This window comes from Streptomyces sp. NPDC048825, assembly GCF_043198355.1.
GTDB lineage: Bacteria > Actinomycetota > Actinomycetes > Streptomycetales > Streptomycetaceae > Streptomyces > Streptomyces xiangluensis.
Genome location: NZ_JBICUR010000013.1, coordinates 187,875 through 202,831 on the forward strand (window position 1 = coordinate 187,875; position 14,957 = coordinate 202,831).

A 14,957-nucleotide genomic window follows, 5' to 3' on the forward strand; every position below is an offset into this window, starting at 1 on the left:
CTGCCTCATCTGATCTGCACTCCTGGGGCCAGGTTGCCGAACTTGCCGGGGATCCTGCCCTCCACGACGTCCTCGTGGGTGACCGGCTTGCCGGGGTCCGACGGACTGCCGCCGAGCGCCTGCGCACCGGAGTCACCCTTGATACCCGACTCTCCGTACGCCGTGATGGCCTGGCCCTGCTTGGAGCCGGGCCCGTAGACCACGGCGATGTCATTGTCCTTGCGGAAGAGGAAGTTCCCTGACTGGCCCTGTGACTGGTACACGGCATCGGGATTCTTCAGGATCTCCAGGACCCGTTCGTCGGTGAAGCCGTGCGATGTGTCCCCGTGGTAGTCGGCGTGTTTCTTGAACTCGCCGTTCTGTGCCCTCCCGAGGACCTCGTCCACGACCTTGTCGATCCGCTTCTGCGCCTTCTCCTCCTTCGTGTACTTGGGCATCAGGCCCAGCGGGTCGCACCCGCTGTACGGGTTGTCCACGTACGCGACAGGATTCGGCGCGGGAGCCAGGCCCAGCGGGTCCGGTGAGGTGTAGCGGCCGGTCTCGGGGTCGTAGTGGCGGAAGCAGTTGTAGTGCAGGCCGGTCTCGGGGTCGTAGTACTGGCCGGGGAAACGCAGCGGGGTGTACGCGCTGCTGTCCCGGGACCAGGCCGTGGTGCCCCAGAGCGTGCTCCGGGTGCGCCAGGCGATGTCGCCCGTCTCGTCGATGAGTTCGGTCGGCGTGCCGACGAGGTCGGTGGCGATGGCGAAGAACCGCCGGTCGATCTCCTCCTGGCGGTCGTCGGCCGTGAGGATGCGCTCGGTCTGGGCCAGGGGGACGACATCCCGGTGATCCCAGGTGAGGGCGACCGTGTTCGGAACGTCCGGCCGGTGGCTGGTCTGTTCGCACAGGGTGAGCCCGTCCCAGGTGAACCGGACCTCCTCGACCACGCTCTCGCCGTCGGCCGCCAGGCGCTGTTTCGCGGTGCGGCGGCCGAGCGGGTCGTAGCGGTACCTCCACCGGGTCCCGTCGGGGGTGGTCACGGAGGTGAGGCGGTTCTCCGTGTCCCATGTGTAGCGCCAGGTGTCCGGCTTGCGGGAGAGGCGGGTCTTCTGCCGCAGGGTGACCCGGCCGAGGGCGTCGTACTCGAAGCGGACGTCTCCGGCGCGGGTGAGGGTGGTGCCGGTGTAGGAGCGCGGTCCGGTGGCCTCGCGGCCGGGGTGGCCGGAGGGCCAGGACGCCGAGGTCTGGTTGCCGGTGTCGTCGTAGGCGTACCGCTCCGTCCAGCCCTGGGCGTGGACGGCGGTGACCCGGCCCACCCGGTCGAGGTCGAAGGTGCGGGAGCCCGACAGCCGGTCCGCTACGGAGGTCAGATGACCGTCGGCGCGGTAGGAGTAGGCGCGGCTGTTGACGTCGCGCCCGCCGACGGTGATGTGCTGCGTGGAGAGCCGTCCGGCTTCGTCCCAGGCGGAGGCCATGGTGATCGTATTGCCGAAGACGCGGGCGAGTTCCCGGCCGGCGGCGTCGTGCGTGAAGTCGATCCGGTGACCGCCGCTGGTCAGGTGGTGGGGCAGTCCCTCGGAGCCGTAGGAGTAGGAGGTGACGTGACCGGTGGGCGTGGTGCGGCGCGTACGGCGGCCCAGGACGTCGTGGGCGTACAGGATGGGGCGGCCGTCGACGAGTTCCGCCTTGGTGTGTCCGCGTCGGTCGTACTGGTAGCGGAGTTCACTGTCCGGTCCGGCCGCCTCCAGCAGACGTCCTGCCCTGTCGTAGGCGTAGGTCGTCACCTGGCCGTCGACGTCCTTGCGGACCACCTGGCCGAGCTGGTCGCGCTCGAACGAGATGGTCCCGCCGAGCGCGTCGGTGCGGGCGGCGAGCCGGCCCGCGGCGTCCACCCGGTAGGTGAGGGTGCGGCCGTCGAAGTCGGTCTCGGAGACGACGTCGCCGGCGGCGTCGTACGCGTAGGTCCAGGTCAGCCCTTGCGGGTTGGTGACGCGGGTGAGGCGCAGCTCGGCGTCGTGCTCGAACTCGTAGCGGGCGCCGTCGGGCCGCGTGCGGGCGACCGGCAGGTCGAAGTGGGTGTACTCGAAGCGGGAGACGCCACCGGACGCGTCGGAGTGGGTGACGCAGTTGCCCTCGCCGTCGTAGGTCCATGACTGAGTGGCGCCGTCGGGGCCGGTGCGCCGGGCGAGCTGCCCGTCGGCGTGCCACTGCAGGCGGGTGACGCCGCCCACAGGATCGATGATGCGGACCGGCCTTCCCAGGGCGTCCCGCTCCGTGCGGGTGATGGCGCCGGCCGGGTCGGTCACCTCCACGGGCAGCCCTGCCGCGTCGCACACCACGCGTGTCGTGGCTCCGAGGGCATCGGTGACCGAGGTGAGTCGGCCTGCGTGGTCGTAGGTGTAGCGGGTGGTGGAGCCGGCCTGGTCGGTGACCGCCGTGCGGTTGCCGCGTTCGTCGAACTCATGGACCATGCGGGCGCCGTCCGGCCCGACGACCTCCATCGGCAGACCGAACGGGCCGCGCACGGTACGCAGTTCGCTTCCGTCGGGGCGGATGGCGGAGACGGCCCGGCCGTCCTCGTCGTAGCAGAAGGCGGTGGTGAGGCCCAGCGGATCGGTGCGGGTCAGAAGGTTGCCGCGCGGGTCGTAGGTGAACCGGGTGGTGTGGCCGAGCGGGTCGGTGACGGCCAGGAGTCGGCAGCCGGGGCCGAACACGTGGCGGGTCGCGTGCCCCTCGGCGGTGGTGAGCGTGGTGGTGCGGTGGCCCGTCTCGGGGTCGGGTTCGGTGTAGGCCAGGGTGATCTGGACGTGGCCGGCCTCGCCGCCCTCCGCCACGACGCGGTCGCGGTCGTCGTAGACGTAGTCGTAGCGGCTTCCGTTGGAGTCGATCCAGGCGATGACACGGCGGCGGTCGTCGTAGATGAAGGCGGTGGTGGCGCCGGAGGGCTTGGTGACGGCGGTGAGGTTGTCCTCCTCGTAGCCGTAGCTCATCAGGGGCAGGTCCGCGCCGCCCTCGCCCGCACCGGCCAGGGACAGGGCGGTGACCAGGCCGTCGGTGACGGACAGCTTCACCTGGTGGCCCGCCGAGTGGACCAGGGCCAGCGGCAGGCCGTCCTCGCCGCGGTCGACGGTGATCGTGTGGCCGTTGCGTTCGGTGATGCCCGACAGCCAGGCCGTACCGTCGCCTCCCGGCTCGCCACCGGACGGGGCGGTGAAGTGGAAGGTGAGCCCGCTGTCGGGGTCGGTGACCGTGTAGTCGCCGTCGGCGTCGCGGGCCAGCAGGGTGCGGGCCCTGCTCGTTTCCGGGGTGGTGGGCGCGCCGGGGACCGGGTGCGGGTACGGGATCAGGAGCCCGTCGGCGGTGACGTGGACGACGCCGATGGCGTCGATCTGCAGACGCTCGTCCACGGTGGACGTCCAGGCGGGCCCCAGGAAGCGGCCGACCGTGCAACCGGACTCGGTGCGGCGGGTGAAGACCAGCGGCAGGATGCCGGGCAGTTCGACGTCGGTCTGGGGCAGGTACATCCGGCCCGTGGCGAGGTCCACCGGGTCGCCGCCCTGGTTGCGATCGCCGTCCGGGGTGTTGTGGGTGCCGTCCGGGTCGTCGTCGATCAGCTTGCGCGCCTGTGCGGCGTCGGCGGCCTCCTCGGCGATGCGCACACCCTTCACCGCGGCGCCGCCGCCGCCCGTGGCCACGGTCAGTGCGACATCCGGCAACAGACGGCCGAAGCCCTCGGCCGGGTCCTTCATGAAGTCCTTGACCATCTGAGTACCGGTGCCGATGGGGTCGTTGGCGGCGACCACCAGACCGGCGGCAAGGCTGTTGAGGGACGTGGCGTACTCGGCCGGGTGCGTGAGGTTGTACGGGTCCATGGGGTTGATGCCCCGGACGAAGTTGAGGATCCCCGCCGTGCCCTTGATGATGCCGCCGCCGACGTGGTCGCCCATGATCTGCAGTTCCTGGACGCCGTCGCTCAACTGGTCGGCGTACGACGGCTTCTCCGGGGCCATGTCGCGGGCGGCGCGGACCGCCGTACGCGCGGTCTCCGCCGCCGAGTTCCGCTGCTTGCGGGCCTCGGCGAGGATGTCCTGGGCATCCTGCATCAGCTGCTTGCCGGGGTCGTGGAACGTCTCCGCGGGCCTGGGAGGGAGCGAGGACGGGTCGCGCTCGTCGGCGGGCTGGGCGTTGTAGCGGTCGACGGCGGCGTTGTAGCCGTCGACCTTCGTGCGGTGGGCGTCGGCGGCGTCCTCGGACGCCTTGACACCCTCCTTCCACTTGTCGATCGCTGCCTGCGCCTGTCCCTGCGCCCAGGTGACGGTGTCGGCGAACGCGTCGAGCGCGCCGAGCGCCTTCGCGCAAGCGTCGGCGGCGGCGTACCACTTGGGCGGTTGGGTGCTCACCGCGGTGCGCAGCGCTTCGGCCGCCTCGCCCTTGAGCCGGGAGGAGTCGAGGCCCCTGAGACCGTCGCCGGTGTCGTCGAAGGCCGACTGGAAGGCCCGGAGTTTCTTGGCGGTGGCGTCGAGCTCGGCGGGGCTGCCGTAGATCAGCTTGGTCTTGTCCTCAGTCTGCCCGAGGTCCATCTCGTCGACCTCGGCGCCCATCCGGTTGGCGACCGAACGGGACTGCTCGCGCACCCAGTCCGCACCGGACTCCCAGCCGACGTCATCCAACCGGTCGGCGGTCCAGTTCCCGGCGTCCTCGACCCGGTTGCCGGTCCACTCGACGCCGTCCTCGACCGCGTTCTCGACCGAGTCGGGCGTGATGTCACTGATGAAGTCGCCGATACCCACAGTCAGTTCCCCCCGGACTCACCCTGCTGCTGCGCCTGCTGGGCGCGTTCCTCCGGCGACGGGCCGAAGGTGTCGTCCAGTGCCTGGTTCCACTGGTCGTCGGAGATGCCGAGCGCGTCGTTGAGCATCTCCGACCGCTGGCCGCCCTGACCCTCGGTGAGGACGGTGCGGCCGGTGTCCTTCCACGTCTGCTCCATCTCCTGACCGGCCTGCTCCCACGACTCGGCGCTCCAGTCCGGGTTCAGGGCGTCCGGCGTGGCCACCTCGCCCCAGTCCTGCTGGGTGATCTCCTCCTCGGTGGCGTGCGGGTTGCCGCCCATCACGGAGTTGACGCCCACCTTCAGTGAGCCCTCGACGTACTGGTCGTGCTCCCACTGGGTGCCCGCCGCCAGGCCGAGGCGGTTCGCGAGCGCACTGGCATCACTCACCAGGGCTCGCACACCCCACTCCCAGCGCTCGCAGAAGTCCTCGAAGTCGACCGAGAGTCCGTGGTGCCCGGCCTCCATCCCGGTCATCGACAGCTCCGAGAATCCCTTGCCCATCACCGAACCGGTGGCGCCGCCGAGTTCACCGAGCTGGTCGATGGTCGCGCCCACGCCCTGCGTGAACTTCGCGACAGACGCCTTGTCGAATTGCAGGTCAGGCCCGTCACCGCCCAAGGTCGCGCCCCTCCTGTGCCTCGCCGGAGTCGACGGCGACGCGGTCCGGGACGATGCCGACGACCGGCGGGAAGAACATCGACCCGTCCTCGGTGGCAATGTCGACGGCAAGGCCGGCGGGCTCGTCCAGAGACGGCACGACCTCGTCGACGATGCGGGCGCCCAGCAGCGTCGCGTAGTCCATGGGCTGATCACCGTATGAGTGATGCAGCGCGAACCGGGCCAGCGCGGCCTCGTCGGTGAACCCGCAGATCCACCGCACCCCGCCCGACCGCGCCGACCAGAGGCCTCCGCCGGCCGTCGGCACCAGGAAGACCGAGCGCCGCATCTCACCGACCAGCGCACGAGGGTCACCGATCCCCCTTCTCCGCTCGGCAATTCGCTCGGCGAGCGCTGTCCTTGTCTGCTCCACGGACCCTCCCCGTCGTAGGTGACTGACGGCACCGTAGATCAAGACGCGCGGCATGACAGGGTCGGTTCTCGTGAAGGTCTGCTCGGGCCGGGGCGGAACCCTCTTCCGCTCCCGGGGGACGACGGCGACGGTCGCTGCGGCGGCTTCCCGCTCAACCTCTTCCAGCACGCTGGTGTGGATGTCGGAGGTGACCCGAATCGAGGAGTGGCCGAGCCTGCGCTGCACCGCGACCATGACCACGCTGCCGGCCGGAACGGCCAGGGTGGACGCCGTCGTCATGAACATCGACCGCCGACGGCAAGGGCCGCGCTACGGCCCGCGGCCACCACGCGATCTTCGGGAGTTCACACAACCCCCGTCGATCACGCGGTGGCCGTTCCGTTCCTGTCCGGGCCGACGCAAGACCGCGAAGCCGGACCGGAGTATCAGCAGGTGGAGTTGGATTGAGTCAATAGCCCGAGTCTCCAGGGCAGGCTGTTGTAGTCGGTGCTGGAGTTGGGGTCTCTGCCTTGGTACAGGTACTGCATCTTGCAGGGGCTGATGGTCAGGGTCTGGTCGTACCCGGCCCGGATCATCTCCCCGTGGCTGATGTCCTTGGACCACGCGCCCGCGGGGAAGGTGACGTTGGCGGCCCCTGCGAACGGGTTGCTCTCACTGGCTGCCAGCGCGGTCCACGAGCCGTCGATGCTGCCCGATGTCCAGGATCGGAAGTAGCGCCGGCCGTCCGACCCGATCGCCTCCACGGCCAGCAGGTACTGGTTCTTGCCCTGGACCTTGTAGACGTTGGCAGCCTCGAAGAGGTTGTTGCGGTTGGCGTCCTGCAGGGCGATGACGGTGTTGGTCATCCCGTTGGGGAACTGCGACAGCGTGGTCTGCGACCGGTACAGCTGTCCGTTGTCGTCGGAGGAGAACAGGTAGCAGTTCGCCGAATCGCAAATCACCCACATGTCCACCCAGTACCCGTTGCCGATGTTCTGCGAAATGATCGTCGGCATTGAGGAGTAGAAGCCCTTCGGGGCACTCCACCCGTTCGGGTTGCTGATATCCGCATTGGTCGAGTACGACGCGTTATCACCGGTCTGGTACACCAGGTACCACAGGTTCTGCGGTGCGAAGTAGAACACCTGCGGCGCGGCCCGATACCCCTTGCCGATCGGCGATTGGTCCAGGTAGTGATGGGTGGCTGAACCCGCCTGCGACCAGTCGGTGAAGCTCAGGTACACCATGCTGTACCCGGACGCGTCGGCCACGCTGGCGAACACGTGGTACTTGCCGTTGTAGTGCACCACCGACGGGTCCTTGATCCCGGCGATGTTGTGGCTCGCATCCGACTTCGGCGCGATCAACGCACCGCTGGAAGTCCATTGGAACGTCGACGGCAGGGAGCCGGTGGCGGACGTGGAGGAGGACGCGGAGGGGGACGTGGTGGTCCCGCTGGCCGTTGGGCGGACTCGTCGGGGCTTTGTGCGCGGTTGATCAGTCGACGACGAGCTGGCGGACGGGCTGGCGGACGGGCTGGCGGACGCGCTGGTGCCGGCGCCCAGGGTGCTGATCACGGCGTCGTAGGCCGGCTTCGGGTTGCCGCCGCTGTCGAACAGCAGCGGGTTCTCCGCGCTCCGCCACGAGTCGCTGTCGCGGATGCCCCACACGGTGATGCCCGTGCACCGCGACACGTTCAGGCACGCCTTGACGGTGTTGGCGTACGCGGTCGGCGGGGCGGTGGTGATGTCCAGCTCGGTGATCTGCACGTCCACGCCCAGCGCGGCGAAGTTCGACAGCGTGGTGCCGAAGCTGGCCGGCGGCCCGCCGGCGCCGAAGTGGCTCTGGAGCCCGACACAGTCGATGGGTACGCCACGGGACTTGAAGTCGCGCACCATCGCGTACACGCCCTGCGTCTTGGCGTCGGTCCAGTTCTCGATGTTGTAGTCGTTGTAGCAAAGCTTGGCCGCCGGGTCGGCCGCCCGGGCGGTGCGGAACGCCTCCTCGATGAACCCGTCGCCCAGCACGTTCTGGAACACCGAGCTGCGGTGCTGGGTGGATCCGTCGGCGAACGCCTCGTTGACCACGTCCCAGGAATGGATCTTGCCCTTGAAATGGGTCATCTCGGTGGTGATGTGGTTGTTCATCACGCTGCGCAGCGTGGCAGCGTCGGTGATGCCGCTGACCCAGTTGGGCAACTGGGAGTGCCACACCAGAGTGTGCCCGCGCAGCTGCTGCCCGTGGGAGGTCGCGTGGCTGACGATCTGGTCGGCCGGAGCGAAGTTGAACGATCCCCGGGAGGGTTCCGTGGCGTCCCACTTCATCTCGTTCTCCGGGGTGATCATGTTGAATTCCCGGTCCAAGATCGTGGAGTACGTCGAGTCACCGAGCCTTCCGGCGGCCACAGCGGTGCCGAAGTACCTGCCCGAGGGGGCCGCCTGCGTACCCAGGGTGGCGGCTCCGGCGGAGCTGGGGAGGAGCGTCACGACACCGGCCACGGCCGCCGCGGCCGACAGTCCTATCACCACTGCTCGGCGACGCCGGCCGAGTCGGTGCAGGCCCTTCATGATTCTTCTCTTCGAGGGTCGCGGGTCACCCTGGGTGCCGTGATCGTGCGCGCATCGGCCGGTACGGCCTGATCCGCCGCGGGCTGGGTACGGCGCAGGACGTGGGGTTGTTCCTGCGTACCGGTCGCCCGGGGTTCGTGGGTGTGTCGCGTCATGGGAGCGGCTTTCTTCAGGGGATACGTCAACGTGGGAAGTCGGGGAACCTGCCACGCCGGCACGTCATGGTGAGCGGCGGGAAGGGCGTCCCACGAAGTGGAGGCTCCGATCCCGCATCCTCGTAACAGAAAAGTCGCACCGTCCGGACGATTGCTCAGTGATGCATCTCGCGGGCAAAAAGCGTTATGCCAAGCCCCGCAGTCCGGTCGTCCCTGTGGAAAGGCGCGCCGCCCTGATCATCAGTGACGGTCTTTGGAGTGATATCGGTGGCGGTTGCGGTGATCAGCCTTCAGGCCGGTGTCGGCGAGGCAGCCGTCGATGAATGCGGATCGAAGCCGGCTTCGGCGCAGCACTCGGCTCACCGCCGGGTTGAGAACGGCGTGGTGCGGGATCACCAGCTGTCACTGCGCGACTCGGTCCACCATGCTCAAGGAGCGGTTCTCAAGCCCAGGCCCTGCGCATGATGAAGGAAGCCTGGCCGGCGAAGGCCCTCGTGCCGTCGGAGCCATCCAGCCAGATGCCACCGTCGCGGTGGCGGATGACCGATCCGGGATAGTTGTGCGCGTGCAGGGTCACCGATCCGGTGACCGCCCCCGGGCGCGGGCAGAAGGTGGCGTCTTCACGGAACAGTTCGCTGCCGTCGTTGGCGGTCATCTGTAGCCGCAGGTCACGATGGCGCAGATAGCGGCCGTCGGCGGCGCGGAAGGTGACGCACCGTGTGTCGGCCAGCCCCCGGACAACCGTGAAGGTGACCCGCTGCCGTGTCTTCGCGCTGCCGGACGCGGAGACCCGGCCGAGCGTCGCGAAGTCGCCGGCATACGTGAGGTACAGGGCGGGCTTGTCCACGGACTCCAGCGACTGTGCGCCCAGCGGAACAATGCCCGCGACGGCGGACGGACTCACCGGGGACGGTCCGGCCGACGTGGTGGTGCGCGACGGGATCGGCGTGGGATGGCCGACCGTGGGAGCGGCGGTGACGCCGGGCCCCCGATGCGCCGGTTCGGGCCAGGTCACGTAGGTGGCGGTCCCGGTGATGAGCACCGCGCCGGTGGTGAGGCCCACCAGCGGATGGGCGGTCACCGCGTAGAGTTTGCCGATCAGCGAGCCGTGCAGACTGAGACTGCCTCCCGCCGACGCTGCCGCCGTGCCGACGGCGACGTGTGCCGTGGCCAGCCCGGCGGCGCTCGCGGCCGTACCCGACAGCAGGCCCTTGGCGGCCAGCGCGGCGATGAGCCCGGCCGGGACGGCCAGCGGCGCGAGGCTGAGGAGCAGTTGTTCGGCCGGAACCCGTTCTGTCGTCGTCGCCGTGCAGACCGGGCAGCCGCGGGTGTGCCGCGCGATCCGCTTGCGCCACACCGATGTACGGAGACCGTCCCAGCCGACGACGGTCTCGTCCAACTGCGGACAGCGCGGGTCGGCCTCCAGCGCGGCGACGATCGTCCGGCTCAGTTCCAGCTGCTCGCGCATGCGTTGCAGGCTCACTCCGACGTGGGCGACCGTGAGCCCCGTCGCGGCGGCGATGTCGTCACGGCTCAGAGAGCCGGCGCATTCCTGCCACCACAGCGACAGCAGCACCCGATGGTCCGGGTCGAGCCACCGGCGGGCTTCGACAACCTGACGGCGCTCGTCCGACACATGCAGACGCAGGATCGTCATGTCCTCAGGTACGGCGCCGGGGTCCGGTATCTGGCGTGCCTCGTCGATGACCGTTGTCCGGCCGGCGAAGGCGCGTTGCCGGTGCCAGTGGTTACTGATCTGGCGGAGCGTGATCGACACCAGCCAGGACCGGAAGCTCTCCGGGGCACGCAGGGCAGGCAGGTCGCGCACCACGCGCAGCAGGGTTTCCTGGACGACGTCGTCGACGTCGGCATGTCCGCTCAGCGCTCGCCCGACGATGTTGTAGAGCAACGGCAGGTAGGCGGCGATCAGCTCCTCGCGCGCCCGATCGTCACCGGCCTGCGCCGCGACTACCAGCCGCGCGTGGTCCGCATCCATGAGCCTCATTCCCACCCTCCCTCAGGAGAGGGATCCGCCGAGTGCGGCGCCACACCTTAAGCGTCGGCAAACGTGTGCGGCCAGAGCCTGTGCCTTGAGTCACTGGACCGGCCTGCGCCGACTTGGAGGGCCGGTACCGCGCGTTGTGGGCTTGTCGGCGGCGTTCCATGGCCGACTCCCACAGATCATCCGGGCTGCGTTCGGGTAGCCGGCGGCCAACTCGTGGACGGCCCCTTCAAGACCGACGATCTCGGAGGGAGACAGCTCCGACCTCGGAGACGGCGTGCCGTGCAGACGCCGCTTCGGTCTCGCGCGGGCCTCCCACTTCCGGTGGGCGTTGCTGTGTGCCCAGGAGGCCATGTCGCAGCGCGCCCAGCGGGGCTGCGGCTGGACACCACACCCTCCCTCTTTCTGCCCCGGACCGCCGAGCCGGCCGCACTTCTGCGCGAGGAACTCACCGCGGCACAAGGCTGAGACCCGCCGCCCATCGCGGTGGAGAAGGAGCACCCGGCGGGTACTTCTCCGTGACGGGCTCCTTCGGCTCCATCGGCCACCGCTGTCAGTGGGCCACCATCAGCCGAGGACCCGCAGCAGGTGTTCCACTGCCTCGGCCATGCGGGTGCGGGCAGTCGCCAGGTAGGCCCGTGGGTCGACGGTGTGCGTGTCCTCGGCGATGAAGTCGCGAATCGCCTTGGTGAAGGCGATGTTCAGCGCCGTACCTATGTTGATCTTCGTCATGCCGCCCATGGCCGCTCGGCGGAGTTCGTCGTCGGGTACGCCGGTCGAACCGTGCAGGACCAGCGGGGCCGGGACGGCGTGCGCGAGCCGGGCGATGAGTTCGTGGTCGAGTTTCGCGGTTCTGGTCGTCATCGCGTGGGAGCTGCCGACCGCGACGGCGAGTGCGTCGACGCCGGTGGCGGCCACGAAAGCGCGCGCTTCGTCGGGATCGGTACGGACTCCGGGGGCGTGTACGCCGTCCTTGCCGCCGATCTCGCCGAGTTCGGCCTCCAGCCACAGACCCTGGGTGTGGGCCCAGTCGGCCGCGGCGCGGGTGGCGGCGACGTTCTCGTCGTGCGGCAGCGCCGAGGCGTCGTACATCGCCGAGCCGAAGCCGAAGTCGCCGGCGCGGCGCAGCAGCGCCTCGTCGGTGACGTGGTCCAGATGCAGGCCGACCGGGACGCGGGCGGCCTCCGCCACGGCGGCCGTGGCGGAGGCGAGGGGGCCGAGGGAGCCCCCGTGGAAGCGGACCGCGTTTTCGCTGATCTGGCAGATGACCGGTGCTCCGGCAGCCTCGGCGCCCGCGACGATCGCCTCGGCGTGCTCGAGTGTGATCACATTGAACGCGCCGACGCCGCGGCCGTCGGTGCGGGCGGAGCGGACGAGTTCGGCGGTGGAGATCAGGGGCATGGGGTAGTAGTGGCCTTTCCTGGGCTGAGAAGCCGTGCACGAATTCGCTTGTTTTGGCGAGATAAAATGCTCAAACAGGCATCAGCCTTCACTGGGCCCGCACACCACGAACAGGGGACAACGCATGGCGGCACCGCAGGCCAGATGGAGCGCGTTGCTGGAGATGCTGACGCGCGACGGGCGGATCGAGGTCGACGCCGCCGCGGACGAACTGCGGGTCTCCGCCGCCACGATCCGGCGTGATCTGGACGAGCTGGCGCGCCAGCAGATGGTCACCCGCACGCACGGTGGCGCCGTGATCAACGCGATCGCGTACGACCTGCCGCTCCGCTACAAGGCCGCGCGCAACGCTCCGGAGAAGGAGCGGATCGCCGACGCGGCGGCGGGCCTGGTGAAGGCGGGTGCCGTGGTGGGTCTGAACGGCGGCACCACGACCACCGCGGTGGCCCGGGCGCTGGCCGTCAGGCCCGAGCTGAGCACGGAGGGCGCCGGTCCCTCGCTGACGGTCGTCACCAACGCGCTGAACATCGCCAACGAGCTGGTCGTACGCCGCCATGTGAAGCTCGTCGTCACCGGGGGTGTGGCACGCCCGGCATCGTACGAACTCACCGGGCCGCTGGCCACCGAGGTGCTCGCACAGATCACGCTCGATCAAGTCTTCATCGGCGTCGACGCGATCGATGTCAGGCACGGGGCCACTGCCCAGGACGAGGGCGAGGCCGGCATCAACCGGGCGTTGGCCCTCCGCGCCGAACAGGTGATCGTGGTCGCGGACTCGTCCAAGCTGGGCCGACGGGCCTTCGCCCGGATCTGCCCGGTGGAGGATGTCCATGTGCTGGTGACCGACAAGGCGGCGCGCCCCGAGCTGACCGAGCCGTTTGCCGCGGCGGGCGTGGAGATCGTCCGGGCCTGAGGGTCTTCGCATGTCCCGGGCCGGGGCCGGCGGGCGTGCGACCGGGCCCGGGGCCCGAGTCCCGGCCGGGGCCCGAGTCCCGGCCGAGGCCCGAGTCCCGGCCGAGGCCCGGGTCGAGGCCCGAGTCCCGGCCGAGTTCTGGGCCGGGGTCGGAGTCCTGACCCCGTCCCCGGCCCCGACCCTGCCCCATGGGCCTGCCCGGCGGATCACTTGATGCCGCCGGCCGTCAGACCGCTGATCAGATAGCGCTCCACGAAGATGAACAGGACGACGACCGGCACGATCGCGATCAGCGAGGTGGCGAAGAGGTACTGCCACTGCTCCTGGTACGCCGTGACGAATCCCGGGATGGCCTTGGTCAGCGTCGTCCGGTCGCCGGACGAGGTGATGGTGAGCGCGACGACGTACTCGTTCCAGGCTCCGATGAACGTGTAGACGAGCGCGGTCACCACTCCCGGCAGCGCCAGCGGCAGGGTGACCCGGGCCAGCGCGCCCAGCCGTCCCGCCCCGTCCATGTACGCCGCCTCCTCCAGCTCCTTGGGGATGCTTGCGAAGTACGCGTTGAGGATCCAGATGCAGAACGGCAGGTTGAACGCCGCGTTGACCAGGATCAGCCCCTCCGCGGTGTCGGTCAGATCGAGACTGACCATCTCCCGGTAGATGCCCACCAGCAGCGCGGTCGGCGCGAACATCTGGGTGACCAGCACCAGCAGCAGGAAGGCGCCGCGCCCGCGGAACCGGTTGCGGGCGGTGTAGTACGCGGCGGGCAGGCCCACGGCCAGTGCGAGGAGCGTGGACATCCCGGCGACGTACAGCGAGAACCAGAGCGCGTCGCTGACGGGCGGATCCTTCAGCGACCAGACGTCGGCGAAGTTGGACCACTCCCACTGTGACGGCAGATAGGACGGCGGTGACTTCATCAGTTCCGGCGTCGGCTTCAGGGCCGTGAGCAGCATCTGAAGGTACGGCGCGAGGAACGTCAGGGCGACCAGCCAGCCCACCGCGGTCAGCAATACGGTGCGCAGCCGGGGCGGGCGCCGCCTCCGGGCTTGTGTCGCTGCGCCTTTGGCCGCGGTTCCGGCCGCGGTTTCGGCTGTGGGTGCTGTTTCGGCCGTGGCGGCGGACATCAGCCGGTCTCCTCTCGGCGGCGGACGACGCGCAGATACACCAGCACCACCAGGAGGATCAGCGCGAAGTTCACCACGGCCATGGCGGCCGACTCGCCGACGTCCTGATTGTCGAACGCGAGTTTGTACATATAGGTGGTGGTCGTGTCGGTGGAGAAGCCGGGGCCGCCTCGGGTCATCGCCCAGATGACCGGGAACGAATTGAACACATTGATGACGTTGATGATCGCGGCAACCAGCAGGGACGGGCGCAGCAGCGGGAGTGTGATGCCGAGATAGGTGCGGACCGGTCCTGCGCCGTCGAGGCGGGCCGCCTCGTAGACCTCGGCCGGGATGGTTCCCAGCCCGGAGAGGATGACGAACGCGGTGAACGGCAGGGAGACGAAGACCGCCGCGGCCATCATCCAGACGAACGCCTGGACGGGGTCGGCGAGCCAGTTCACCGGCTTGTCCAGGATTCCGACGTCCATCAGTACGCGATTGACGACGCCGTAGACGTTGTTGAGCATCCAGCGCCAGGTGAGCGCCGTCATCAGCACCGACGCCGCCCAAGGCACGATCAGCGCCCAGCGGACCAGCCGACGCCCCGGGAAACGGGCGTTGAGCAACTGTGCCAGGCCCAGGGAGACGGTGATGGTGACCGTCACCACGCCCACCACCCAGATCAGGGTGCGCAGTACCACGCCCGGCAGGTCCGGCTCGGCGAACAGCTCGGTGTAGTTGGCGCCGCCCGCGAAGCCCTGGGTCAGTCCGGTGGAGCTGATGTCCATCAGGGAGGTGCGGACCATCTCGACGACGGGCCAGACGACCACGGCCAGGATCAGTACGAGTGCGGGGCCGAGCCACAGCAGCGGTTCCAGCGCCCGCAGACGGCGCGCGGGCCCAGGGCGGGGGGAGCCGCGTTCCGGTGCCGCGGGGGTCCGGTCCTTCTTCGCCCCGACGGAGTGTGCGGTGACGTTCTGTACGGCCACCC

The 14,957-nt window shown here is 69.5% G+C and carries 9 protein-coding genes; 1 reads left to right on the top strand and 8 read right to left on the bottom strand.

The window, feature by feature from the left end; genetic code table 11:
- Positions 1 to 5: 5 nt before the first annotated feature.
- The 6 genes from ACGFNK_RS29520 to ACGFNK_RS29545 all read right to left on the bottom strand — a co-directional run bounded on the left by ACGFNK_RS29520 (position 6) and on the right by ACGFNK_RS29545 (position 11,944).
- Entirely contained in the window at positions 6 to 4,769 is a 4,764-nt protein-coding gene (locus ACGFNK_RS29520; RefSeq protein ID WP_393420711.1) for a putative T7SS-secreted protein, read from the bottom strand.
- 2 nt (positions 4,770 to 4,771) lie between these two features.
- On the bottom strand, positions 4,772 to 5,428 hold the full coding sequence (locus ACGFNK_RS29525; RefSeq protein WP_393420713.1) for a hypothetical protein: 657 nt from the start codon (positions 5,426 to 5,428) through the stop codon (positions 4,772 to 4,774).
- Positions 5,418 to 5,840 (bottom strand): hypothetical protein, encoded by a 423-nt coding sequence (locus ACGFNK_RS29530; RefSeq protein ID WP_393420870.1) that lies wholly within the window; start codon positions 5,838 to 5,840, stop codon positions 5,418 to 5,420. The genes ACGFNK_RS29525 and ACGFNK_RS29530 overlap by 11 nt, the downstream gene beginning before the upstream one ends.
- 425 nt (positions 5,841 to 6,265) lie before the next feature.
- Positions 6,266 to 8,386 carry a non-reducing end alpha-L-arabinofuranosidase family hydrolase gene (locus tag ACGFNK_RS29535; RefSeq protein WP_393420715.1) on the bottom strand — a complete coding sequence of 707 codons (2,121 nt, stop codon included), beginning with the start codon at positions 8,384 to 8,386 and terminating at the stop codon, positions 6,266 to 6,268.
- 597 nt (positions 8,387 to 8,983) lie between these two features.
- Entirely contained in the window at positions 8,984 to 10,546 is a 1,563-nt protein-coding gene (locus tag ACGFNK_RS29540; RefSeq protein WP_393420717.1) for a sigma-70 family RNA polymerase sigma factor, read from the bottom strand.
- A 564-nt stretch (positions 10,547 to 11,110) separates the two neighbouring features.
- Positions 11,111 to 11,944, bottom strand: coding sequence for a ketose-bisphosphate aldolase (locus tag ACGFNK_RS29545; protein ID WP_393420719.1), 834 nt, complete (start codon positions 11,942 to 11,944; stop codon positions 11,111 to 11,113).
- Between the two features lie 124 nt (positions 11,945 to 12,068).
- On the opposite strand from ACGFNK_RS29545, the gene ACGFNK_RS29550 reads away from it, so the two are divergent.
- Positions 12,069 to 12,857 (top strand): DeoR/GlpR family DNA-binding transcription regulator, encoded by a 789-nt coding sequence (locus ACGFNK_RS29550; protein ID WP_393420721.1) that lies wholly within the window; start codon positions 12,069 to 12,071, stop codon positions 12,855 to 12,857.
- A 206-nt stretch (positions 12,858 to 13,063) separates the two neighbouring features.
- Here the strand turns inward: ACGFNK_RS29550 and ACGFNK_RS29555 are convergent, their stop codons facing one another.
- Both ACGFNK_RS29555 and ACGFNK_RS29560 read right to left on the bottom strand, forming a co-directional pair.
- On the bottom strand, positions 13,064 to 13,984 hold the full coding sequence (locus ACGFNK_RS29555) for a carbohydrate ABC transporter permease (RefSeq protein WP_393420723.1): 921 nt from the start codon (positions 13,982 to 13,984) through the stop codon (positions 13,064 to 13,066).
- Positions 13,984 to 14,955 carry a carbohydrate ABC transporter permease gene (locus ACGFNK_RS29560; RefSeq protein ID WP_393420725.1) on the bottom strand — a complete coding sequence of 324 codons (972 nt, stop codon included), beginning with the start codon at positions 14,953 to 14,955 and terminating at the stop codon, positions 13,984 to 13,986. Before ACGFNK_RS29560 ends, ACGFNK_RS29555 begins: the two co-directional genes overlap by 1 nt.
- Positions 14,956 to 14,957 lie beyond the last annotated feature (2 nt).

Coding starts and splice junctions, on each gene's coding strand:
- ACGFNK_RS29535 (WP_393420715.1), bottom strand. CDS start 8,386: ATGAAGGGCCTGCACCGACTCGGCCGGCGTCGCCGAGCAGTGGTGATA.
- ACGFNK_RS29540 (WP_393420717.1), bottom strand. CDS start 10,546: ATGAGGCTCATGGATGCGGACCACGCGCGGCTGGTAGTCGCGGCGCAG.
- ACGFNK_RS29545 (WP_393420719.1), bottom strand. CDS start 11,944: ATGCCCCTGATCTCCACCGCCGAACTCGTCCGCTCCGCCCGCACCGAC.
- ACGFNK_RS29550 (WP_393420721.1), top strand. CDS start 12,069: ATGGCGGCACCGCAGGCCAGATGGAGCGCGTTGCTGGAGATGCTGACG.
- ACGFNK_RS29555 (WP_393420723.1), bottom strand. CDS start 13,984: ATGTCCGCCGCCACGGCCGAAACAGCACCCACAGCCGAAACCGCGGCC.